The sequence below is a fragment of the Streptomyces sp. NPDC029292 genome, assembly GCF_055569295.1.
This window is the reverse complement of record NZ_JBVHXR010000020.1, coordinates 409-23,515: the sequence shown is the minus strand read 5'-3', so window position 1 is coordinate 23,515 and position 23,107 is coordinate 409. Positions and strand designations below refer to the sequence as shown.

The following is a 23,107-nucleotide window of genomic DNA, read 5'->3' as shown; positions in this document are numbered from 1 at the left end:
CGGGGCACGTTCCGCATCGTAGGGGACACGCTGCCCGTTCGTGCCCGAAACGTCCATCCTCACCTGCGAGTTCGGACGGAAACTTCGGTCAGGGACGGCGCCTCGGTACGGACGTTCGATCGCTGCCTGCCGGGGTGGGGGACATCACCGTGCCCCGGCCCCAGCCCAGTGGCAGGCCGCTTGCGCCTCGGCACCCCCGCCCAGCACCTCCAGGTCCAGCCCCCGGCACGCGTCCGCCACCCCCGCCCGCTCGGCCTCCCCGCTCGCCAGGATCTGACAGCGGGCGTGGAAACGGCAGCCGGACGGGATGCGGGCCGGGTCCGGGGGTTCGCCGGACAGGACGACAGGATCGCCCGGAGCGTCCGGGAGAACGGACAACAAGGCCTGCGTGTAAGGATGTTGGGGTGCTGTCAGGATCTGTTCGACCTCGCCGGTCTCCACGATCCGGCCGAGGTACATCACCGCGACCCGGTCGGCGATGTTCCAGGCCAGGCCCAGATCGTGGGTCACCACCAGGGCGGACAGACCGAGTTCGGTGCGCAGCCGGAGGAGGAGGGCCAGGATCTCGCCGCGGACCGAGGCGTCCAGGGAGGCCACCGGCTCGTCGGCGACGATGAGTTCGGGTTCGAGTACCAGCGCGCCCGCGATGACGACACGCTGGCGCTGGCCGCCGGAGAGTTCGTGCGGGTAACGGAGGAAGAAGCGCTCCGGTGGGCGCAGTCCGGCCCGGGAGAGGGCTTCCGCGACCGCCGCCCGCTCGTCACCGCCGTACCTGTGGATGCGCAGCCCCTCGGCCACCGCGTCGTACACCGTGTGCCGCGGGTTGAGCGAGCCGCTCGGGTCCTGGAGGACCAGCTGGACCCGCTTGCGGTACGCCTTCAGGGCGCGTGAGGAGTAGTCGAGCGGCTTGTCGTCGAAGGTGACGCGGCCGTCGGTCGGCGGGACGAGCCCGAGGAGGGAGCGGGCGAGGGTCGTCTTGCCGCAGCCCGACTCGCCGACCAGCGCCACGATTTCGCCGGGGCGGATGTCGAGGTCGACTCCGTCGACGGCACGGGCGCGGGCGGCGCCGTGGCGTCCCGGAAAGGAGACGTGCAGGCCTTCGGCGCTGAGGAGAGGTGACGCCGCCACCGGAGGCACCGTCGCGGGAAGTGTCGTCGCGGGAGGTGTCGTCATGGAGTGCTCCTGGCTGGTTCCGCTGCTACGGCCGCGTCCACGTGCACGCAGGCCGCCCACCGTCCCGCACCCGCGTCCCGCAACGCCGGATCCTCCGTGGCACACGAGTCCAGTGCCACCGGACACCGGGGGTGGAACGTACAGCCGGACGGCAGCGCCGAAGGATCCGGCGGATCGCCCGGCAGACCGCGCGGCGCGAACCGCGACGCCGTGTCGCCGATGCGCGGGAAGGCGGCCGACAGGGCCTTGCCGTACGGGTGTTGGGCGTCCTCGTAGACCTGCTGGGCAGGGCCCTCCTCGACGACACGGCCCGCGTACATCACCGCGAGCCGGTCGCAGGTGTCGGCCAGCACCGCGAGGTCGTGGCTGATCATGATCAGGCCCAACTCCTGCTCGCTGACGAGCTGTTCGATCAGGCGGAGGATCTGTGCCTGGATCATCACGTCGAGCGCCGTGGTCGGCTCGTCGGCGATGACCAGCTGGGGGTCGCAGGCCAACGCCATGGCGATCATGACGCGTTGGCGCTGGCCGCCGGAGAGTTCGTGCGGGTACGCGTCCGCGCGGGCTGCGGGAAGACCGACGTGTTCGAGCAGCTCGCCGGTCTTCTTCCTGGCGCCCGCGGGCGTCGCCTTCTTGTGCAGCAGGATCGGCTCGGCGATCTGGTCGCCGATGCGGTGCACGGCGTTGAGCGAGTGCATCGCGCCCTGGAAGACGATCGAGGCGCCCGCCCAGCGGACCGCCCGCACCCGCCCCCACTTCATCGTCAGCACGTCCTCGCCGTCGAGCAGGATCTCCCCGCTCGTGCGCGTGCCTGCGGGCAGCAGCCGCAGCAGTGCGAGCGCCAGCGTGGACTTGCCGCAGCCGGACTCGCCCGCGATGCCGAGCTTCTGGCCCGCCTCCAGCGAGAGGTCCACACCGCGTACGGCGGCCGCCCCGCCCGCGTACGTCACTTCGAGGTTCCTGACCTCCAGGAGCGTCAACGCGCCACCCCCAGCTTGGGGTTGAGGACCGATTCGACCGCACGTCCGCACAGCGTGAACGCGAGCGCGACCACCGCGATCGCGATACCCGGAGGCACCAGGTACCACCACTTCCCGGCGCTGACCGCCCCCGCCTCCCGCGCGTCCTGGAGCAGTCCGCCCCACGACACCACCGTCGGATCACCGAGGCCGAGGAACGCGAGCGTCGCCTCGGCGAGGATCGCGGAGGAGATGATCAGGGTCGTCTGGGCCAGCACCAGCGGCATCACATTGGGCAGTACGTGGCGCGACATGATGTGCCAGTGTCCGCCGCCGAGCGCCTTCGCGCGCTCGATGTACGGCCGTGACTCCACGGCGAGGGTCTGCGCGCGCACCAGCCGTGCCGTCGTCGGCCAGGTCGTGACCCCGATCGCCAGGATGATCGTGCCGAGCGACCGGGTCATCACGGTCGCCAGCGCGATCGCGAGCACGAGGGTCGGCATGACCAGGAACCAGTCCGTGATCCGCATCATCACCGTCGCGTACCAGCCGCGGAAGTGCCCGGCGGTGATGCCGATCAGCGCGCCGATCGCCACCGACAGCACGGCCGCGAGCAGCCCGACGAGCAGCGAGACCCGGGCGCCCCAGACCACGAGCCCGAGCAGATTGCGCCCGAACTGGTCCGTCCCCAGTAGGAATTCGGCGCTCGGGCTCTCCATCGGATCGCCCGGCGCATTCGTCACGCTCTGCACGTCGGAGCCGACGGTCAGCGGTGCGGTCAGCGCGATGAGGGCGAAGAGGCCGAGGGCGGCGAGCCCGAAGACGCCCGCCCGGTGGGTGCGGTACTGCTTCCAGAAGCGGGCGGCGGAGTGGCGGCGGCGCTGCCACGCGAGAGCGCGGGGGCTCTTCGCCGTCGCCGGTGCGGCCTTCTCGGCCGTCGTGGATTCGGTCGTCATCGGCCCGTCCGGCTCGGTCGTGGTCATCGGCCCACCCGTGGGTCCAGCAGCGGATAGATCAGATCGGCCAGCGTGTTCATCACGATCACCGCCGCCGCGAAGACGAAGAACAGCCCCTGGACCAGCGGCAGATCGGGGACGCTCAGCGCCTGGTAGAAGAGCCCGCCGAGGCCGGGCCAGGAGAAGACGGTCTCGACGAGGATCACACCGGCGACCGTCCGGCCGAGGTTGATGAAGATCAGCGTGACCGTCGGCAGCAGCGCGTTCGGCACGGCATGCCGACGCCGTACGAGATCGTCCCGCAGGCCCTTCGCCCTGGCCGTCGTCAGATAGTCGCTGCCCATCTCGTCGAGCAGCGCCGAGCGTGTGACGAGCAGCGTCTGCCCGTACTCGACGGCGACCAGCGTCACCACCGGAAGGATCAGATGGTGGGCGACGTCGATGACGTACGCGAAGCCCTCCTTGCCCCCGGACTCCATGCCGCCGGTCGGGAAGAGACCAGGGATCGGGCCCATGCCCACCGAGAAGACGATGATGAGCAGCAGCCCGAGCCAGAACGACGGGATGGAGTAGAGGGTCAGCGCCAGGCCGGTGTTGAGCCGGTCGCTCAGCCCGCCGTTGCGCCACGCGGAGCGCGTGCCGATGAAGATGCCGAGCGCGGTGTACAGGACGAACGCCGTGCCGGTGAGCAGCAGGGTGTTCGGCAGCGCCTCGGTGATCTTGTCGATGACGGGGGCGCGGAACTGGTACGAGGTGCCGAGATCGCCGGTGAGCGCCTTGCCGCAGTAGTCGGTGAACTGCTCCCACATGGGCAGGTCGAGCCCGAACTCCTTGCGGTAGTTGGCGAGTTGCTCGGCGGACACCTGGCGGCCGCCCGTCATGTACTTGACCGGGTCGCCGGGGATGAGCCGGAACAGGAAGAAGCTGGTGACGAGGACGGCGAGCAGCGAGACGGCCGCGCCGCCCAACTTGCCCGCCACATACCGCAGATAAGCGATCCGGGTGCGCGCCCGCGGCCCGCGGACCGACGGTCCGGCCTCGGCCGGACCGTCGGTCACCTCGACCAGCGAGGGTGTTGCCTCAGCGGTCATGAACTACTCATTCGCTCGTACGTTCACGGGGGGCGCCCCCAGTGGCTGTGCTCGGGGGCGTATACGGGCGCTACTCGCGGTCCTCGGCCGTGGAGCGGCGTCGCCTCGCGAGGAACGCCCCGGCGCCCGCGAGGACGACGACGCCCGCGACGATGCCGATGATGACGCCCATGGAGCTCGAACTGTCGGAGGACTCACCGGAGGAGCCCGCCGGAACCGCCGACCACCAGCTCCAGTAACCGTCCTGGCCGTAGATGTTGCCCGCGGCCTTCGGCATCGTCTCGATCGACTTGATCTGGTCGGTGCGATAGGCCTCGACCGCGTTCGGGTACGCCATGACGTTCATGTACCCGGTGTCGTACAGCCGTGACTCCATCTGCTTGACGAGGTCCGCCCGCTTGGCGGTGTCGTACTCGGCGAGCTGCTGGCGGTACAGGTCGTCGTACTGCTTGTCGCAGATGAAGTTGTCGGTCGCGCCGGTGTCCTTCGGGGTCGCCGGGAGCGCGTCGCAGGTCTGGATCGACAGCAGGAAGTCGGGGTCGGGGTTGGCGGACCAGCCGTCGAAGGCGAGGTCGTAGGTGCCCGCGAGCCAGGGATCGGTCACGTTGTCCAGGCAGTTGAGGGTGACACCGATCCCGAGCTTGCCCCACCACTCCTTCAGGTACTGTCCGACCGCCTTGTCGTTCGGGTCGGTGGCGTGGCACAGGATGCGGTAGTTGATCGGCTTGCCGTTCTTGCCGACGCGCTTGCCGTCACCGTTCTTCTTGTAGCCCGCCTCGTCGAGGAGCTGGGCGGCCTTCGCCGGGTCGTACGCGAGTTCCTGACTCGCCGACGGCTTCCAGAAGTATGCCGAGAAGCGGGGCGGGATGTAGCCCTCGCCCTCGACGGCGTGGCCCTGGAAGACCTTGTCGAGGATGGCTGTGCGGTCGACGGCCATGAACAGCGCGTGCCGGACCTTCTCGTTGAGCAGTGACTCGTGCCCGTCGCCGAACTTCTTGCCGTTCTTGGCCTGAGCGCCCGGGTTGACGGCGAGCGCGTAGAAGCGGCGGCCCGGCGCGTCGTTCACCTTGATGTTCTTCTGCGTCTTGAGCGTGGCCGCCTGAGCGGGCGTCAGGCCGAAGGTGAACGAGACCTCGCCCTTCTGCAGGGCGGCGACGGCGGCGTCATTGTCCTTGTAGTACTTGAAGACCAGCTCGTCGAACTTGGGAGCGCCGCGCCAGAAGCTCTTGTTGGCCTTCAGCCGTACGTAGCTGTCGGCCTTGTAGTCCGTCAGGATGAACGGCCCGTTGCCGACGATAGGGAAGCTCTTGTCGTTGTTGAACTTCGAGAAGTCCTTGACCTTCTCCCAGACGTGCTTGGGCACGATCGGCACGTCGAGCGCGGCCATCGTGGCCTGTGGCTTCTTCAGCTCGATGACGAGCTTGGTGGCGCTGGGGGCGGTGACCTTCTTGAAGTTCCCGACGAAGCTGCCGTTGGCGGTGGCCGCGCCGTCGTCGGTCATCATCTTGTTGAACGTCCATGCCGCGTCCTCGGCGGTGGCCTGCTGCCCGTCCGACCACTTGGAGTTGGAGCGGATCGTGTAGGTCCAGGTGAGCTTGTCGGCCGAGGGCTCCCACTTGGTGGCGAGGCCCGGGATCGCGTGGTTGTCCGCGGGATCGTAGTTGGTCAGGTACTCGTACATGAGCCGGTGAATGCTCGTACTGACCAGCCGCGACGCCAGGAACGGGCTCAGCGAGTCGACGCTCTGCGCGACCGCGACGGTGAGGACCTTCTTGCTCTCCTTCGCCTGGGCCTGCTGCGGGACCGGGTTGAGCGGGGTCGCGAGACCGGCGGTGAGGGTGAGTGCCGCGGCGCCCGCGGCGGCGATGAGCCGGGGGCGCAGGCGCCCTCTGTCGTGCTGATCTTGTGTGTTCATGGGTCGGTGACCTCGCGTCATCGCTTGCACAGGGATGGCTGGTTGGGCTGATGGAACACGGATGATCGGGTGACGCCGGCGGGATTGATGTGTGTGTCTATCAGCGCCGGTCTCCACGCGTCAACGGCGCATAGACCCCATGTGGCCTGCGGAAATAACGAGTTGGCGCGGATTTCGTGCTCATTGGTTCAGACCGGTGACGCCTTCCTGGCCAGGGCATGGCGCCCCTTTTCGCCCCTGGACACGCGAAGGCCCGCACCGTGACGCAACGGTGCGGGCCTTCGCGGGAATCAGCCCCTCGGAAGGGGCCGATCGGGTTACTGCTGAGGAGGTGCGGGCGGGGGCGGGGTCTGCCCCTGGTTCGGCTGGTAGGGCTGGCCGGGCGCCGGCTGGCCCGGCTGGAAGGGCTGGCCCGGCTGGAACGGCTGACCGGGAGCGGCCTGACCCGGCTGCGGGGGCCCCGGGTACGGCTGGCCGGGTTGCGGGGGCTGCGGGTACCCCTGGCCGGGCTGCGGGTACTCCTGTGCGGGCTGCGGCGGATACGGCTGTGCGGGCTGCTGCGGGTACGCCGCCCCGGCCTGCGGCGGATACGGCTGCCCCGGCTGCTGCGGATAGGGCTGGCCCGGCATCTGCTGGCCCGGCATCGGCGGCGCGGCCACCGGCGGCGGGTTGCCGTCGTTCGTCCACAGCCCGTGCGACTGCTGGTGGCGCGCGATGTCCTCGGCCACCATCGCGGAGAGGTTGAAGTACGCCTCCCGCACCTTGGGACGCATCATGTCGAGGTCGACCTCGGCGCCCGCGGCCAGGTGTTCGTCGAACGGTACGACCACGACACCGCGGCAGCGCGTCTCGAAGTGGCTGACGATGTCCTCCACCTTGATCATCTTGCCGGTCTCGCGCACCCCGGAGATGACGGTGATGGACCGCGAGACGAGATCCGCGTACCCGTGCGCCGACAGCCAGTCCAGCGTCGTACTGGCACTGCTCGCACCGTCGACGGACGGCGTCGAGATGATGATCAGCTGGTCGGCGAGGTCGAGCACACCGCGCATCGCGCTGTAGAGCAGACCCGTACCGGAGTCGGTCAGGATGATCGGGTACTGCTTGCCCAGCACGTCTATCGCGCGCCGGTAGTCCTCGTCGTTGAACGTCGTGGACACGGCCGGGTCGACGTCATTGGCGATGATCTCGAGCCCGGACGGGGCCTGGGACGTGAACCGCCGGATGTCCATGTACGAGTTGAGGTACGGGATCGCCTGGACGAGGTCACGGATGGTGGCCCCGGTCTCGCGGCGCACCCGGCGCCCGAGCGTACCCGCGTCCGGGTTGGCGTCGATCGCGAGGATCTTGTCCTGCCGCTCGCTGGCCAGCGTCGCGCCGAGCGCGGTGGTCGTGGTCGTCTTTCCCACGCCGCCCTTGAGGCTGATGACGGCGATCCGGTAGCACGACAGCACCGGCGTCCGGATCAGCTCGAGCTTCCGCTGCCGCTCGGCCTCCTCCTTCTTCCCGCCGAGCTTGAACCGTGACGACGCGGCAGCCGGGCGACCGCTCTTGGCCTTCTGCCTCTTGTTGTTGAGCAGCCGGTCGGAGGAGAGCTCCACCGCGGCGGTGTAACCGAGAGGGGCGGCACCAGGGTTGGTGGGCTGACGCTGGTCGTGCTGCACGGCCTGCGGCCAGGCGGCTCCGGCGCGGGGGTCCACGGGCTGCCCCATCGGCTGGGCGGGCGGAACGTCAGGACCCTGCGGGGGCTGGGGGATCCCCGCCTCGTACGGCTGCGGTACGGGCGGCTGTCCCTGCTGCGGGTACGGCGGCGCCACCTGCGCCGACGGGGGCGGCGGCTGCACCGGGGCGGGTGCCGCCGACTGCGTGGGCGCCGGTGGTGGGTGGGGGAAGTCGTAACCGGGCTGCGGCGTGTGGGGGTTGGGCGCTTGGGGTTGCGGGAATCCGTAGCCCTGCTGCGCGGCTGCGGGCGTTCCCGGCTGCGGGAAGCCGTAACCGGGCGCCGCGGCCGGCGGGTTGGGGGCAGGCTGAGCGGGATCCGGGGCCGGGGCGCTCGGCTGGGGGAAGCCGTAACCGGCGCTCTGGGCGGGTGGGTTGGCCGGGGTCGGGGCCTGAGCCGGAGCGGTGGGCTGCGGGAATCCGTAGCTGCCCTGCGGGGTGGGGCTCGGGGTCGGCGTGCTGGGCTGCGGGAATCCGTAGCTGCCCTGCTGTACCTGCGCCGGAGCTTCGGCAGGCGGAACGGGAGCCGGAGGCACGACGGCTGGAGTCGTAGTCGGAGACGGAGGTGGCGTGCTGGGCTGGGGGAATCCGTAACTGCCCTGCTGGGCCTGTGCCTGAGGCACCACGGCCGGGGCCGGAGCCGGGGCCGGAACAGGAGCCTGAGGCGGAGCCGGAACCGGGTTCTCGAAGGCAGGCGGAGGCACCGGCACGGGGCCCTGCGCCGGGCCCGTCGAGACGGGTGCGCCGGGGGAGGAGGGCCACGCCGGAGGCGCGGGCTGCGGCGTCTGCGGATGGAACGGCTGGCCCGGCTGCGGTACGGGCGGCTGCGGCGGTACCTGCGCCTGCCCGGCCTCGGCGGCCGCGGGCTCCGTGGACGCGGGCCACTGGGCCGCGGGAGCGGGCGCCGCGGGCCGATAGGCGGGCGGCAACGGCGGCAGCCCACCCTGCGGCAGCGGCGGCGGAGCCCAAGCCGGGGGCGCGTCCTGTACGGCCTCGGCCGAACTCGACCCGGCCTCGGGTACCGCGTCCTGAGGCTCCGAGTCCTGAGGCTTCGCGTCCTGGGGCGCCGCGTCCTGCGGTTCAGCCTCTTCCGGTTCCGCGTCGTTGACGTCATCGCTGACGTCAGTGGTGACGTCGTCCTCCAGTACGGCGTCGCCGACCTCGTCAGCCGCACCGCTGTCGTCCGCGCCGCGCAGCACCACGACGTCGGCGACACGCTCCTCGTCGGAGGCACCGCTCACGTCATCGGCGGAATCCGCATCGGAGGAGCCCACTTCGGCCTCGACCTCTGTCTCGGCCTCGACTTCGGCCTCGACCTCTGCCTCTTCCTCTTCCTCTTCCTCTACGACTACGACGTGTACGTCATCGCCGTCGGAGTCGTCCGCAACGGGCTCCGCGGAAGCGCCCACGGACTCTGACGCGACTGCGACGTCGATCTCAGGCTCGACCTCGGCCTCGACCTCGGCCTCCGCCTCCTCCGAAGCCGCAGCCGCCCGCTCCGCGATTTCACGCTTCAGAGCGAAAGAGGAGATGCGCATGGTCGCGCCGCTCTCCAGATCCCCGTTCCCGGACTCCGCGTCGTCAGAGGGGCTGACCGGCGCGGCCGGAGGCGCCGGAGGAGTCCACTGCGACTGGAACCCACCGACGGGAAGATTCGGCAGAGCCGTCGGACTGGCCGCATCCACGACAGGCGCGACGACTGGTGCGACGACTGGTGCGACCGCCGGAGTCTCCGGCTTCGCCACCTGCGGCTCGAACCCACTGCCCACCGGCAGCCTGGGCACCGCAACGGGAGTCCCGACCGGAGGCGCGGAAGGCGTCTCCGAAGCCGAAGCCTCCGAAGCCGAAGTCCCCGATGCCGAAGCCGTAGAGCCCTCCGAAGCCGAAGCCGAAGCCGAAGTCCCCGAAGCCGCCCCCGACTCCAAGGACCCGTCTCCCGAGTCGCCCGAGTCCGCGGAGTCCCCTGAGTTCCCCGAGTCCCCAGAATCCCCGGAACCCCCCGACGCGTTCTGCGTGTACCAGGCAGGCGGCGCGTAGTCGATGGTGAACTCGCCCGTCGTCTCGACGGCGGACTCCGCGTCGGACTGGTCATCGCCGGGTGTGGCCCAGCCCCCGCGGATCCCGTCCCGATCGCTGTTCACAATTCCTCCTGGTGTGGTCGAGCACCCTCATGCCGTGCCGGGGCGACCGTCTCTATGTCGTGCGAAGTCGTCCGAAGTCGTTCGAGGTCGTCCGAATTCACCCGGCTCCCCCTGGGGCGCGGGCTGCCCGTCCACGGGTGGTTCTGGCGTCGCGCCCGGTCCCAGCCTAATCACCATGACTGTCAGTGCGGCAGGCCTGTCCACCCCACCGCGACTGCCCGCTACGTCACACCCTGCCCAGAAGTGGCTTACGCACGCCCGCTATTGGCCACCAAAGCGGACAAACGAAGCGATCGGGACAGCCGTCTTGGCCCCGCATGTACACGACCACTCGGCGTGCATAGTGGGGGCTCCCCCGAGACCGAACGGCTCCCCCCGAAAGGACCTGTGCGCGTGAGCTTCGGCCCGCCCCCTCCCCGTACACCCAATCCGCGTTGACGGCGGACACTGAGCGACGACGGCGTCGTACGAAACTGTTCGGCATCCTGGCGGCCGTACTCGTCGTGGCGCTGTGCGCGGGCGGTTGGCTCCTGATGTACGCGAACGACGGGACCCCCGCGAACGGCAGGTCGGCGGCAGCCCCGCAGGCCCCGGACGAGATCAGGGAGACGGTCGAGAAGACTCCGAGCACGCCCGAGGGCGAACTGGCCGTCGGCTGGATGGTGGAGCACCTCGAAAAGACCACGGACGTCAACCCCCGCTACGCGCCGGGTACTTGGGCGACGGGCGAGATCTTTGCCAAGGGCATCGCCGACGAGATCATCGGCTTCAAGGTCGACCGGTACGGCGGCGACAAGGCGTGGACCCTCAAGCTCGGCGGCCACATCTGCGCGACGACCAAGCCAGTGACCGCGGACGGTCGTACGGCCGTTGTCGTCCAGCCCCCCCAAGCCCAAGGGATCCCCGACCGAGGGCGTCTGCGACGAGGTGGTGTTCTTCGAGATCGACACCGGCAAGAAGCTCTGGCAGTCGAAGATGCCCGAGGCCACCTCCGCGTTCGTGACGAACACGAACCTGACCATGACGCGGGGCACCGTCGCCGTCGCGTGGGATCAGGGCTCGGTGGCGTACGACATGAAGGACGGCGGGCAGCTCTGGAAGAGCACGAGCGTCTCCAAGTGCGAGGACCGCGGGTTCGCCGGCGGGCGCGCCCTTCTTGCCTTGGTCAGGTGCATGCCCGACGTCACGTACGAGGTGCAGAAGCTGGATCCCCGTACCGGCAAGGTCCAGTGGACGTACAAGGTCGCCAAGGGCATTACGACCGCTTTTCTGCCCTCGTCCGATCCGCCGGTGCTCGCCGTCGGGGCCGGGGACACCACGGTGACGGACCTGATCACCCTTGACTCGCAGGGCAGGCACGCCGCCACGATCTCCCTCCACGGCGAGACCTACGACCCCATGTGCGGCGTCCGGTACTTCGGCGCGTCGCGCTTCGGCGTGGTGGAGAACTGTGACGCGATGGTCGTGGGGCGCACCGAGATCTTCGTCGCGAGCAAGGTGGGCTCCGAGAACGGCCAGGAGTCGAACTGGATCATGGGGTTCGACGCCGCGACGGGCAAGACGCTGCGCAAGTTCGACGGGCGGGAGGGTCAGCCGATCTACCCGCTGAAGACGAGCGGCGACAAGCTCCTGGTCTACCGGGCGACCAGCGACGACATCGGCCCCGCGGCAGTGGTCAGCCTGGATGCGCGTACCGGCAAGGAGACCCCGTTCCTGCTCTTCCACCTGCCGAACGACGACAGCAGCGACGGCCAGTTCGACAATCCGGATCAGTCGGACATCATCGTCGAACAGGGCCGGGTCTACTTCGCGAAGAGGGAGCTGGTCGCGGACTACAAGTATCCCAAGGACCCGGTGCGGGCCTTCTTCGGTATCGCGAGCAGCGCCTCGATGCGCAGCGCCAAGTAGGACGCCGGGGAGGGACCGGTGCGGCCCACACGCCGCACCGGCCGCCTCCCCTCTGCTGCTGGACCGCGAACGCGCCAGGCCCCGCTACTCCGCCTGCTGCGCTCCGCCTGCTCCGCCTGCTGCGCTCCGCCTGCTCCGCCTACTCCGCTCCGCCTGCTCGCCTACTCCGCCGCGAGCCCGCCGTTGTGCGGCGCCGGCTCCAGATCGAACTCCCCGTCCCGGGCCCCGAGCACGAAGGCCTGCCACTCGGCCTCCGTGTAGCGCAGGACCGTGTCCGGGTCGAGGGAGGAACGCATGGCCACCGCGCCCCCGGGCAGATTCGCGATCTCGACCCGCTCCTCGTGCTCCTCCGTGCCCGGTGCGCTGTGCCATTCGACGCCCGAGATGTCGAGGGCGTAGAGCTCGTCCTTCTCCCGCTCCTTGCGCGCCTTGACGTCGTTGTCCGCTTCCTCGGCCATGTTCCGGCGGCCCCTTCCCCACGTGCGAATGACCTGTACGGTCACCCTAGTGGCCTGATCCCTCCCGCCCGGGGCGGTTCGAGGACCTGGACAGCCGCCTCCTCCCAGGCTGGTACCCTGTGTAACGGCCGTTTGTGTACGCACCCCCGGAGCTCACCGCTCTGGAGGCCGCGCCCAGCGGATCCCCGCCTCCCGAGTAACGGAAGCTCCCCTGAGATGTGGACCAGGGGCACTCGGTGGCCACTCAGAGACTACGAGGAGTACGCGTGTCGCTCGACGCCGCTACGAAGAAGCAGATCATCAGCGAGTTCGGTCAGAAGGAGGGCGACACCGGCTCCCCCGAGGTCCAGGTCGCCATGCTCTCGCGCCGGATCTCGGACCTGACCGAGCACCTCAAGACCCACAAGCACGACCACCACTCCCGTCGTGGTCTGCTGATCCTGGTCGGCCAGCGTCGCCGCCTGCTGCAGTACCTGGCCAAGAAGGACATCCAGCGCTTCCGTACGCTGGTTGACCGCCTGGGCATCCGCCGCGGTGCGGCGGGCGCCAAGTAAGACGCCGTGAAGGGAGCGGTTCCCACATCTTGGGGAGCCGCTCCCTTTGCTGTACGTGCTGCCGTACATGCTCTGTACGTGCGGAGTGTCACTGACGCTTTGTAGTGTGGTAGCACAACGCAATACGCACGACACAGCACGTACGACACAGCGTGATGAAGCCATACCCGCCGGGTAGGGCCCATCACGACAACGAACGAGGAGCAGCGCACCTCGCCGCCGCCGGTCCTCGGTAGTGGCCCCCGGGCAACGAGCCCCGGGTGCTTCGATCGAAGACCGGCCCGCACCAGAAGGAGCGCTCTCCGCCACCGTCCCCCTGCCACACGGGCAGGACGGGACGAAGACGAGGAGAAAACGCTAGTGGAGAACGAGACCCACTACGCCGAGGCCGTTATCGACAACGGTTCCTTCGGCACCCGCACCATCCGCTTCGAGACGGGCCGCCTGGCCAAGCAGGCCGGCGGTTCCGCCGTGGCGTACCTGGACGACGACACCATGGTGCTGTCGGCCACCAGTGCTTCCAAGAAGCCCAAGGACCAGCTCGACTTCTTCCCCCTCACGGTGGACGTCGAGGAGCGGATGTACGCCGCCGGCAAGATCCCCGGCAGCTTCTTCCGCCGCGAGGGCCGTCCCTCCGAGGACGCCGTCCTCACCTGCCGTCTGATCGACCGCCCGCTGCGCCCGTCCTTCAAGAAGGGCCTGCGCAACGAGATCCAGGTCGTCGCGACGATCATGGCCCTCAACCCCGACCACCTGTACGACGTCGTGGCGATCAACGCCGCCTCCGCGTCCACCCAGCTGGCCGGTCTGCCCTTCTCCGGCCCGATCGGCGGCGTCCGCGTCGCGCTGATCAACGGCCAGTGGGTCGCGTTCCCGACGCACACCGAGCTCGAGGACGCCGTCTTCGACATGGTCGTCGCGGGCCGCGCCCTGGAGGACGGCGACGTCGCGATCATGATGGTCGAGGCCGAGGCCACCGACAAGACCATCCAGCTGGTCGCGGGCGGCGCCGAGGCGCCGACCGAGGAGGTCGTCGCCGCCGGTCTGGACGCCGCGAAGCCCTTCATCAAGGTCCTATGCAAGGCCCAGGCCGACCTCGCCGCGAAGGCCGCCAAGCCGACCGGCGAGTTCCCGGTCTTCCTCGACTACCAGGACGACGTCCTGGAGGCCCTGACCGCCGCGGTCAAGAGCGAGCTCTCCCAGGCGCTCACCATCGCCGGCAAGCAGGAGCGCGAGGCCGAGCTGGACCGCGTCAAGGAGATCGCCGCCGAGAAGCTCCTCCCGGCCTTCGAGGGCCGCGAGAAGGAGATCTCCGCCGCGTACCGCGCGCTGACCAAGAAGCTGGTCCGCGAGCGCGTCATCAAGGACAAGGTCCGCATCGACGGCCGCGGCGTCACGGACATCCGTACGCTCGCCGCCGAGGTCGAGGCCATCCCGCGCGTGCACGGCTCGGCGCTGTTCGAGCGTGGCGAGACCCAGATCCTGGGCGTCACCACCCTCAACATGCTCCGCATGGAGCAGCAGCTGGACACCCTTTCCCCGGTGACCCGCAAGCGCTACATGCACAACTACAACTTCCCGCCGTACTCCGTCGGTGAGACCGGCCGCGTCGGCTCCCCGAAGCGCCGCGAGATCGGCCACGGCGCGCTCGCCGAGCGCGCGATCATGCCGGTCCTGCCGACCCGCGAGGAGTTCCCCTACGCGATCCGTCAGGTGTCCGAGGCCCTCGGTTCCAACGGCTCGACGTCCATGGGCTCGGTCTGCGCCTCCACCATGTCGCTGCTGAACGCCGGTGTGCCGCTGAAGGCCCCCGTCGCCGGTATCGCCATGGGTCTGATCTCCCAGGAGATCGACGGCCAGACGCACTACGTCGCCCTCACCGACATCCTCGGTGCGGAGGACGCCTTCGGCGACATGGACTTCAAGGTCGCCGGCACCAAGGAGTTCGTGACCGCTCTCCAGCTCGACACCAAGCTGGACGGCATCCCGGCCTCCGTCCTGGCCGCGGCCCTCAAGCAGGCCCGCGACGCCCGCCTCCACATCCTCGACGTGATGATGGAAGCGATCGACACGCCGGACGAGATGTCCCCCAACGCCCCGCGGATCATCACCGTCAAGATCCCCGTGGACAAGATCGGTGAGGTCATCGGCCCCAAGGGCAAGATGATCAACCAGATCCAGGAGGACACCGGCGCCGACATCACGATCGAGGACGACGGCACCATCTACATCGGTGCCGCCCAGGGCTCGCAGGCCGAGGCCGCCCGCGCCACGATCAACGCGATCGCCAACCCGACCATGCCGGAGGTCGGCGAGCGCTACCTGGGTACGGTCGTGAAGACGACCACCTTCGGTGCGTTCGTGTCGCTGCTCCCGGGCAAGGACGGTCTGCTGCACATCTCGCAGATCCGCAAGCTCGCCGGCGGCAAGCGCGTGGAGAACGTCGAGGACGTGCTCGGCGTGGGCGCCAAGGTCCAGGTCGAGATCGCCGAGATCGACTCCCGCGGCAAGCTCTCCCTCATCCCCGTGGTCGAGGGCGAAGAGGGCGACGACAAGAAGGACGACACCGACAAGTGACGTCTAGTAGCTCCACGGCGACGGCCCGCACCTCTTCGGAGGCGCGGGCCGTCGCCCGTACCCAAACCCTCATCAAGGGCGAGAACGGCATCGGTACGGTCCGTAAGACCACCCTCCCCGGCGGCCTGCGCATCGTCACCGAGACCCTCCCCTCCGTCCGCTCCGCCACCTTCGGCATCTGGGCGCACGTCGGCTCCCGCGACGAGACGCCGACGCTGAACGGCGCCACGCACTACCTGGAGCACCTGCTCTTCAAGGGCACCCACAAGCGCAGCGCCCTGGACATCTCCTCCGCCATCGACGCGGTCGGCGGCGAGATGAACGCGTTCACCGCGAAGGAGTACACGTGCTACTACGCGCGCGTGCTCGACACCGACCTCCCGCTCGCCATCGACGTCGTGTGCGACATGCTCACCGGCTCGCTGATCGAGCAGGCGGACGTGGACGCCGAGCGCGGCGTGATCCTCGAAGAGATCGCGATGACCGAGGACGACCCGGGCGACTGCGTGCACGACCTGTTCGCGCACACCATGCTCGGCGACACCCCCCTCGGCCGCCCGGTCCTCGGCACGGTGGACACGGTCAACGCCCTCAGCGCCGACCGCATCCGCCGCTTCTACAAGAAGCACTACGACCCGACGCACCTGGTCGTGGCCTGCGCGGGCAACGTCGACCACAACAAGGTCGTACGCCAGGTCCGCGCCGCCTTCGAGAAGGCGGGCGCCCTCAGGGAGACCGCCACCGAGCCGATCGCCCCGCGCGACGGCCGCCGCGCCATCCGCACCGCGGGCCGCGTGGAGTTGCTCGGCCGCAAGACCGAGCAGGCCCACGTCGTCCTCGGCATGCCGGGCCTGGCCCGCACCGACGAGCGCCGCTGGGCCCTGGGCGTCCTGAACACCGCCCTCGGCGGCGGCATGTCCTCCCGCCTCTTCCAGGAGGTCCGCGAGAAGCGCGGCCTGGCCTACAGCGTGTACTCGTACACCTCGGGCTTCGCCGACTGCGGCCTCTTCGGCGTGTACGCGGGCTGCCGCCCGAGCCAGGTCCACGACGTGCTCAAGATCTGCCGCGACGAGCTCGACCACGTCGCCGAGCACGGACTCTCGGACGACGAGATCGGCCGCGCCATCGGCCAGCTCCAGGGCTCCACCGTCCTCGGCCTCGAGGACACCGGCGCGCTGATGAACCGTATCGGCAAGAGTGAGCTGTGCTGGGGCGAGCAGATGTCCGTCGACGACTTGCTGGCCCGGATAGCGTCGGTCACCCCGGACGAGGTCCGCTCGGTCGCCGGCGACATCCTGGGACAGCGGCCCTCGCTGTCGGTCATCGGCCCGCTCAAGGACAAGCAGGCGTCCCGTCTGCACGACGCGGTCGCGTAATTCCTGTCTCTGCAAGGTCTCTGTTAGGAACGAAGCAATGAGCAAGCTGCGCGTGGCGGTCCTCGGTGCCAAGGGCCGGATCGGAGCCGAGGCGGTACGAGCCGTCGAGGCCGCCGAGGACATGGAGCTGGTGGCGGCGCTGGGCCGCGGCGACAAGCTGGAGACACTGGTCGACGCGGGCGCCCAGGTCGTGGTCGAGCTGACCACGCCGGCCTCGGTGATGGGCAACCTCGACTTCTGCGTCCGGCACGGCATCCACGCGGTGGTCGGTACGACGGGCTGGACCGACGAGCGCCTCGCGCAGCTCAACACCTCGCTGGCCGCGTCCCCGGAGACGGGCGTGCTCATCGCGCCCAACTTCTCCATCGGGGCCGTACTGACCATGAAGTTCGCCGAGGTCGCCGCGCCGTACTTCGAGTCCGTCGAGGTCGTCGAGCTGCACCACCCGAACAAGGTGGACGCCCCCAGCGGCACCGCCACGCGCACCGCCCAGCTCATCGCCGCGGCCCGGGAGCGCGCGGGCAGCGCCCCGCAGCCCGACGCCACGGTCACCGCCCTGGACGGCGCCCGCGGCGCCAACGTAGACGGCGTCCCGGTGCACGCGGTGCGCCTGCGCGGTCTGCTCGCCCACCAGGAGGTCCTGCTCGGCGGCGAGGGCGAGACCCTCACCATCCGCCACGACTCCCTGCACCACAGCAGCTTCATGCCGGGCATCCTGCTCGGCGCCCGCCGCGTGGTGAGCACGCCGGGCCTCACCTTCGGCCTGGAACACTTCCTGGACCTCGGCTGAGCCGAGGGACGGCTACAGATAGCTGACAGACATGCGCGCGAAGATCACCTACGCCGTCACGGCCGCCGCCCTGGTCGTCTACTTCGTCCTGGTCGGCAGCCGAGGCGTGCTGCTCATCCAGAACGGCACCCTGATCACCGTCACCTTCGGTGTCGCGGTGCTGATCCTGCCGGTCATCGGCATCTGGTTCCTCTGGAAGAACACCCAGTTCGTCCGGAAGGCCAACCGGCTCGCCGCCGAGCTGGATGCCGAAGGCGGCCTGCCCGTCGACGAGTTGAGGCGCACCGCCGGTGGCCGCATCGACCGGGACTCGGCCGACGAGGTCTTCGCCAAGCGCAAGGCCGAGACCGAGGACGCCCCCGACGACTGGCGCAGCTGGTTCCGCCTCGCGGTCGCGTATCACGACGCCCGCGACACCCCGCGCGCCCGCAAGGCGATGCAGCGGGCGATCGCGCTGCGCGAGGGCAGGCCTCCCGTGGAGGCCTGCGAGATGGGACGTACGGAGAGGTACTGAGCGATACGTCGAAGGGGCCGGTCCGCGGAGTGCGGACCGGCCCCTTCGTGTGCCGGTGACTGTGTGCCGGTGACTGCCGCTCGGGCTCAGCCCCGCCGATACTCGTCCGCCCACACCTCGACGGCGTCCGCCGCCCGGTCGAAGGCCTCCATACGCGCCAGGAAGTCGGCGTTGTGCGTGGTCAGCAGCGGCGGCTGACCTTCCGGCGCACGGTCCTTGCGCACGAGGACCAGTGCCTGCCCCTGAACGGTGCGCGGCAGCCCGAGCCAGCGCACCGGCTGCTGCACCGTCCGTACGGCGACGACCTGCTCCCACGGCCCCGTACTGGTACGGAAGAAGCTCACCCGGCGCAGCCCCTGCGCGCTCACCCAGACGCCCACCCGCAGCAGCCGCAGCGCGCAGAGTATGACGGCCGCGGCCCCGCCGAGACAGGCCGCGGCGGCGGACACCTTCCCGGCGACTCCGATGATCACCGCCGCGAAGAGCACGTACGAGGCGAGCAGCAGGATGAGCGCGGCCGCGCCCACCCGCCACGGCCCGGGCCGGTAGGGACGCCGCCAGCGGTCGCGGTCGTCGTACGGCAGCGCGAGATCCTCCGCCGCCTCGTCAAAAGCGCGGTCCGCCGTCAGGAAGGGCAGGGGCACGACTGATCCTCACTCAATCCACGCATGGGCTGTGCCCGGTGAGGCTATCGAGCCGGGTGCTTGCTCACCACCCTTGGGGGGCCGGAAGAGTCAGCGGCCGTTCGACGCTTCGGAATGCTGCGTCGTCGCAGGTGACTGGTCCAGCGACAGGGCGGGCATCCCCAGGACCAGGGCGCCCACGAGCCCGGCGACGACGGTGAGACCTATGAGCCACCCGCCGGCTCTTTGGCCGACGGACGCCCGCTGGCGGGGCGGGGGAGCGACATTGCTGCGGAACTTGTCGGCTTCGGCGATGAAGGCGAACGGGACGGGCTCGCGCCGACGGAACATGGGGGTTGCTTCTCCTATGGAGGTATCGGACGGATCTGGTGACTCGAACGAAGTCGCTGTCACCAATACAGACGAGCGAGCGACCCAAGAGGTGCCCAGAATCACCGAATTCGCAGAAGTTCGCCGGTGAATGTCGCGGCACGGTACCGAACGCCCCGTTGTCAGTGCCGGGCCGTAGAGTGGGCGCCGCCCGAGCCTGATGGGAAGGACCCTCCACACCGTGACCGACACCCCCGCCGACGACCTCAAGCCCAGCTTCCGCAGCGATGTCACTGTCGAGCTGATCAAGCACACGGCGTCCGACGCCGACGTGCTGTTCGCCGCCCGTGTCTCCACCGCCGGGGAGCAGTCCCTGGACGAGCTGAAGAAGGACCCGGAGCGCTCAAAGGGCCTGATCAACTACCTGATGCGGGACCGGCACGGCAGCCCCTTCGAGCACAACTCGATGACGTTCTTCATCAGCGCCCCGATCTTCGTCTTCCGCGAGTTCATGCGGCACCGCGTGGGGTGGTCGTACAACGAGGAATCGGGCCGGTACAGGGAGCTCGAGCCGGTCTTCTACGTCCCGGACGAGTCCCGCAAGCTGGTCCAGGAGGGCCGCCCCGGCAAGTACGTCTTCGTCGAGGGCACCCAGGCCCAGCAGGAGCTCACGGGCCGTGTGATGGAGGACTCGTACCGCCAGGCGTACGAGGCGTACCAGGAGATGCTCGCCGCCGGCGTAGCCCGCGAGGTCGCCCGTGCGGTCCTGCCCGTCGGCCTTTTCTCCTCGATGTACGCGACGTGCAACGCCCGCTCGCTGATGCACTTCCTCGGCCTGCGCACCCAGCACGAGCTGGCCAAGGTCCCGTCCTTCCCGCAGCGCGAGATCGAGATGGTCGGCGAGAAGATGGAGGCGGAGTGGGCCAACCTCATGCCGCTCACCTACGCGGCCTTCAATGGCAACGGGCGCGTGGCGCCGTAGCGCGCTCCCGCACGCCTTCCGGCACAGATGTACGGATCAGTCGAGCGAGGTGTCCGTATTGCGGCATTTCGAGAAGTTCATCTAGCCTGATCAAACGGACCCGGCACTGCTTGAACCCCCGAGCAGGCAGTGCCGGGTTCCACATTTGTCATGTTTTGTCGTGTCTCCCGAGGGCAGACCACGCGTTGAGCAGCGAGTAGCGTGTTACCCATGGCTCCGACCTCCACTCCGCAGACCCCCTTCGGGAGGGTCCTCACCGCCATGGTCACGCCCTTCACGGCGGATGGCGCACTCGACCTCGACGGCGCTCAGCGGCTCGCTACCCACCTGGTGGACGCAGGCAACGACGGCCTGATCATCAACGGCACCACCGGCGAGTCCCCGACCACCAGCGACGCGGAGAAATCGGATCTCGTACGAGCCGTGCTGGAGGCGGTCGGCGACCGCGCCCACATCGTCGCCGGCGTCGGCACGAACGACACCCACCACAGCATCGAGCTGGCCCGCGCCGCAGAGAAGACCGGCGCGCACGGCCTGCTGACCGTGACGCCGTACTACAACAAGCCCCCGCAGGAGGGCCTGTACCGGCACTTCACGGCCATCGCCGACGCGACCGAACTGCCGGTCATGCTGTACGACATCCCCGGCCGCAGCGGCGTCCCGATCAACACCGAAACGCTCGTGCGCCTCGCCGAGCACCCGCGTATCGTCGCCAACAAGGACGCCAAGGGAGACCTCGGCCGGGCCAGCTGGGCCATCGCTCGCTCCGGCCTCGCCTGGTACTCCGGCGACGACATGCTGAACCTGCCGCTGCTCTCCGTGGGCGCGGTCGGCTTCGTTTCGGTCGTCGGTCACGTCGTCACCCCGGAGCTGCGCGCCATGCTCGACGCGTACACCTCGGGCGACGTCCACAAGGCCACCGAGATCCACCAGCAGCTGCTCCCGGTCTTCACGGGCATGTTCCGCACCCAGGGCGTCATCACGACCAAGGCCGCGCTCGCCCTCCAGGGCCTGCCCGCCGGACCGCTGCGCGCCCCGATGGTCGAGCTGTCGCCCGAGGAGACCGCTCAGCTCAAGATCGATCTTGCCGCCGGCGGGGTACAGCTCTAACCACAGACTTCACAACTGAATACGTACGACAACGCAGGCCAGCGGCCTGCACCCCACACAGACAACTGCTACTGCACGAACGTCACGCGCGCCACGTGCCTTGCCAGGTACGTGGCGCGCGTGGTGAGGAGAGTCTTTTGAGTCATCCGCATCCTGAACTCGGCGCACCGCCGGTGCTCCCGAAGGGTGGCCTGCGCGTCACCCCGCTCGGCGGCCTCGGTGAAATCGGCCGGAACATGACGGTCTTCGAGTACGGCGGCCGCCTGCTGATCGTCGACTGCGGAGTGCTCTTCCCCGAGGAGGAGCAGCCCGGAATCGACCTGATCCTGCCGGACTTCACGTCCATCAGGGATCGCCTCGACGACATCGAGGGGATCGTCCTCACGCATGGCCACGAGGACCACATCGGCGGTGTCCCGTACCTCCTGCGCGAGAAGCCGGACATCCCGCTGATCGGCTCCAAGCTGACCCTCGCCCTCATCGAGGCGAAGCTCCAGGAGCACCGCATCCGCCCGTACACGCTTGAGGTGGCCGAGGGCCATCGCGAGCGCATCGGTCCCTTCGACTGTGAGTTCGTCGCGGTCAACCACTCCATCCCGGACGCCCTCGCGGTCGCCATCCGCACCCCTGCGGGCATGGTCGTCCACACCGGCGACTTCAAGATGGACCAGCTCCCGCTGGACCGCCGGCTCACGGATCTGCACGCGTTCGCACGCCTGAGCGAAGAAGGCATCGACCTTCTCCTCTCGGACTCCACGAACGCCGAGGTCCCGGGCTTCGTACCGCCCGAGCGCGACATCTCGAACGTGCTGCGCCAGGTCTTCGCGGGCGCCCGCAAGCGGATCATCGTGGCGAGCTTCGCCAGCCACGTCCACCGCATCCAGCAGATTCTGGACGCGGCCCACGAGTACGGCCGCCGGGTCGCCTTCGTCGGCCGCTCGATGGTCCGCAACATGGGCATCGCGCGTGACCTGGGCTATCTGAAGGTCCCGCCGGGCCTGGTGGTCGACGTCAAGACACTGGACGACCTCCCGGACCACGAGATCGTCCTCGTCTGCACGGGCTCCCAGGGCGAACCGATGGCCGCGCTCTCCCGCATGGCCAACCGCGACCACCAGATCCGCATCGTCCAGGGCGACACGGTGATCCTGGCCTCGTCGCTCATCCCGGGCAACGAGAACGCGGTCTACCGCGTCATCAACGGCCTGACCCGCTGGGGCGCGAACGTCGTCCACAAGGGCAACGCCAAGGTGCACGTGTCCGGCCACGCCTCCGCAGGCGAGCTGCTGTACTTCTACAACATCTGCAAGCCGCGGAACCTGATGCCGGTCCACGGCGAATGGCGCCACCTGCGCGCCAACGCTGAGCTGGGCGCCCTCACCGGCGTCCCGCACGACCGCATCGTCATCGCCGAGGACGGCGTCGTCGTCGACCTCGTCGCGGGCAAGGCCAAGATCTCCGGCAAGGTCCAGGCGGGTTACGTGTACGTCGACGGCCTCTCGGTCGGTGACGTCGGCGAGCCCGCGCTGAAGGACCGGCGCATCCTCGGCGACGAGGGCATCATCTCGGTCTTCCTGGTGATCGACTCGAGCACAGGCAAGATCACCGGTGGCCCGCACATCCAGGCCCGCGGCTCGGGCATCGAGGACTCCGCCTTCGGGGACGTCATCCCGAGGATCACGGAAGTCCTGGAACGCTCGGCCCAGGACGGTGTGGTCGAGCCCCACCAGCTGCAGCAACTCATCCGCCGCACGCTGGGCAAGTGGGTCTCGGACAACTACCGCCGACGCCCGATGATCCTCCCGGTCGTCGTCGAGGTCTGACCCCTCGCACGCGCCAACCCGGAGCGGGGGGGGGGGGGGGGGGGGGGGGGGGGGGGGGGGGGGGGGGGGGGGGGGGGGGGGGGGGGGGGGGGGAAACAAACAACAACA

Annotated in this window: 18 protein-coding genes; 9 read left to right on the top strand and 9 right to left on the bottom strand. The window is 69.4% G+C overall.

Going from position 1 to position 23,107, the window contains the following annotated elements; all coding sequences use genetic code 11:
• Positions 1-144: 144 nt before the first annotated feature.
• The 6 genes from ACZ4WS_RS35315 to ACZ4WS_RS35290 all read right to left on the bottom strand — a co-directional run bounded on the left by ACZ4WS_RS35315 (position 145) and on the right by ACZ4WS_RS35290 (position 9,954).
• The gene (locus tag ACZ4WS_RS35315) at positions 145-1,173 is read right to left on the bottom strand and encodes an ABC transporter ATP-binding protein (protein ID WP_467986916.1); all 1,029 of its coding nucleotides are present in this window, start codon (positions 1,171-1,173) and stop codon (positions 145-147) included.
• Positions 1,170-2,153: an ABC transporter ATP-binding protein gene (locus tag ACZ4WS_RS35310; RefSeq protein ID WP_467986914.1), complete on the bottom strand. Its 984-nt coding sequence runs from the start codon at positions 2,151-2,153 to the stop codon at positions 1,170-1,172. Before ACZ4WS_RS35310 ends, ACZ4WS_RS35315 begins: the two co-directional genes overlap by 4 nt.
• Positions 2,150-3,088, bottom strand: coding sequence for an ABC transporter permease (locus ACZ4WS_RS35305; protein WP_467987108.1), 939 nt, complete (start codon positions 3,086-3,088; stop codon positions 2,150-2,152). The genes ACZ4WS_RS35310 and ACZ4WS_RS35305 overlap by 4 nt, the downstream gene beginning before the upstream one ends.
• 23 nt (positions 3,089-3,111) lie before the next feature.
• The gene (locus tag ACZ4WS_RS35300) at positions 3,112-4,179 is read right to left on the bottom strand and encodes an ABC transporter permease (RefSeq protein ID WP_467986913.1); all 1,068 of its coding nucleotides are present in this window, start codon (positions 4,177-4,179) and stop codon (positions 3,112-3,114) included.
• Between the two features lie 70 nt (positions 4,180-4,249).
• A complete protein-coding gene (locus tag ACZ4WS_RS35295; protein WP_467986911.1) occupies positions 4,250-6,094 on the bottom strand; it encodes an ABC transporter substrate-binding protein in 1,845 nt (614 codons plus the stop codon).
• Between the two features lie 317 nt (positions 6,095-6,411).
• Positions 6,412-9,954, bottom strand: coding sequence for an SCO5717 family growth-regulating ATPase (locus ACZ4WS_RS35290; protein ID WP_467986910.1), 3,543 nt, complete (start codon positions 9,952-9,954; stop codon positions 6,412-6,414).
• Between the two features lie 870 nt (positions 9,955-10,824).
• On the opposite strand from ACZ4WS_RS35290, the gene ACZ4WS_RS35285 reads away from it, so the two are divergent.
• A complete protein-coding gene (locus ACZ4WS_RS35285; RefSeq protein ID WP_467986909.1) occupies positions 10,825-11,862 on the top strand; it encodes an outer membrane protein assembly factor BamB family protein in 1,038 nt (345 codons plus the stop codon).
• A gap of 161 nt (positions 11,863-12,023) precedes the next feature.
• On the opposite strand, the gene ACZ4WS_RS35280 is transcribed toward ACZ4WS_RS35285, so the two are convergent.
• Complete coding sequence (locus tag ACZ4WS_RS35280; RefSeq protein ID WP_467986908.1) at positions 12,024-12,320, bottom strand: DUF397 domain-containing protein; 297 nt, start codon at positions 12,318-12,320, stop codon at positions 12,024-12,026.
• Positions 12,321-12,586: 266 nt separating this feature from the next.
• On the opposite strand from ACZ4WS_RS35280, the gene rpsO reads away from it, so the two are divergent.
• From rpsO to ACZ4WS_RS35255, 5 genes are all read left to right on the top strand, one after another.
• Entirely contained in the window at positions 12,587-12,874 is a 288-nt protein-coding gene (gene rpsO, locus ACZ4WS_RS35275) for a 30S ribosomal protein S15 (RefSeq protein WP_028802543.1), read from the top strand.
• 360 nt (positions 12,875-13,234) lie between these two features.
• Positions 13,235-15,451, top strand: a complete 2,217-nt coding sequence (locus tag ACZ4WS_RS35270) for a polyribonucleotide nucleotidyltransferase (protein ID WP_467986906.1) — start codon at positions 13,235-13,237, stop codon at positions 15,449-15,451.
• Positions 15,448-16,827 carry a M16 family metallopeptidase gene (locus tag ACZ4WS_RS35265; protein ID WP_467986905.1) on the top strand — a complete coding sequence of 460 codons (1,380 nt, stop codon included), beginning with the start codon at positions 15,448-15,450 and terminating at the stop codon, positions 16,825-16,827. Before ACZ4WS_RS35270 ends, ACZ4WS_RS35265 begins: the two co-directional genes overlap by 4 nt.
• Positions 16,828-16,864: 37 nt before the next feature.
• Positions 16,865-17,617: a 4-hydroxy-tetrahydrodipicolinate reductase gene (dapB, locus tag ACZ4WS_RS35260; protein ID WP_467986903.1), complete on the top strand. Its 753-nt coding sequence runs from the start codon at positions 16,865-16,867 to the stop codon at positions 17,615-17,617.
• Between the two features lie 31 nt (positions 17,618-17,648).
• Positions 17,649-18,131 (top strand): hypothetical protein, encoded by a 483-nt coding sequence (locus ACZ4WS_RS35255; protein ID WP_467986902.1) that lies wholly within the window; start codon positions 17,649-17,651, stop codon positions 18,129-18,131.
• A gap of 86 nt (positions 18,132-18,217) precedes the next feature.
• Here ACZ4WS_RS35255 and ACZ4WS_RS35250 read toward each other — a convergent pair whose 3' ends face one another.
• Positions 18,218-18,775, bottom strand: coding sequence for a hypothetical protein (locus ACZ4WS_RS35250; RefSeq protein ID WP_467986901.1), 558 nt, complete (start codon positions 18,773-18,775; stop codon positions 18,218-18,220).
• Between the two features lie 90 nt (positions 18,776-18,865).
• A complete protein-coding gene (locus ACZ4WS_RS35245; RefSeq protein WP_467986900.1) occupies positions 18,866-19,105 on the bottom strand; it encodes a hypothetical protein in 240 nt (79 codons plus the stop codon).
• Positions 19,106-19,325: 220 nt separating this feature from the next.
• Here ACZ4WS_RS35245 and thyX point away from each other — a divergent pair, with 220 nt between their 5' ends.
• From thyX to ACZ4WS_RS35230, 3 genes are all read left to right on the top strand, one after another.
• Positions 19,326-20,066 carry an FAD-dependent thymidylate synthase gene (gene thyX / locus ACZ4WS_RS35240; RefSeq protein ID WP_467986899.1) on the top strand — a complete coding sequence of 247 codons (741 nt, stop codon included), beginning with the start codon at positions 19,326-19,328 and terminating at the stop codon, positions 20,064-20,066.
• A 210-nt stretch (positions 20,067-20,276) separates the two neighbouring features.
• Positions 20,277-21,176: a 4-hydroxy-tetrahydrodipicolinate synthase gene (dapA, locus tag ACZ4WS_RS35235; RefSeq protein ID WP_467986898.1), complete on the top strand. Its 900-nt coding sequence runs from the start codon at positions 20,277-20,279 to the stop codon at positions 21,174-21,176.
• Between the two features lie 137 nt (positions 21,177-21,313).
• A complete protein-coding gene (locus ACZ4WS_RS35230) occupies positions 21,314-22,999 on the top strand; it encodes a ribonuclease J (protein ID WP_467986896.1) in 1,686 nt (561 codons plus the stop codon).
• Positions 23,000-23,107: the final 108 nt, after the last annotated feature.

Bases quoted from the DNA above. Each gene is read 5' to 3' on its own strand.
- ACZ4WS_RS35315 (WP_467986916.1), bottom strand. From the start codon at position 1,173: ATGACGACACCTCCCGCGACGACACTTCCCGCGACGGTGCCTCCGGTG.
- ACZ4WS_RS35305 (WP_467987108.1), bottom strand. From the start codon at position 3,088: ATGACGACCGAATCCACGACGGCCGAGAAGGCCGCACCGGCGACGGCG.
- ACZ4WS_RS35300 (WP_467986913.1), bottom strand. From the start codon at position 4,179: ATGACCGCTGAGGCAACACCCTCGCTGGTCGAGGTGACCGACGGTCCG.
- ACZ4WS_RS35295 (WP_467986911.1), bottom strand. From the start codon at position 6,094: ATGAACACACAAGATCAGCACGACAGAGGGCGCCTGCGCCCCCGGCTC.
- ACZ4WS_RS35280 (WP_467986908.1), bottom strand. From the start codon at position 12,320: ATGGCCGAGGAAGCGGACAACGACGTCAAGGCGCGCAAGGAGCGGGAG.
- dapB (WP_467986903.1), top strand. From the start codon at position 16,865: ATGAGCAAGCTGCGCGTGGCGGTCCTCGGTGCCAAGGGCCGGATCGGA.
- ACZ4WS_RS35255 (WP_467986902.1), top strand. From the start codon at position 17,649: ATGCGCGCGAAGATCACCTACGCCGTCACGGCCGCCGCCCTGGTCGTC.
- ACZ4WS_RS35245 (WP_467986900.1), bottom strand. From the start codon at position 19,105: ATGTTCCGTCGGCGCGAGCCCGTCCCGTTCGCCTTCATCGCCGAAGCC.
- dapA (WP_467986898.1), top strand. From the start codon at position 20,277: ATGGCTCCGACCTCCACTCCGCAGACCCCCTTCGGGAGGGTCCTCACC.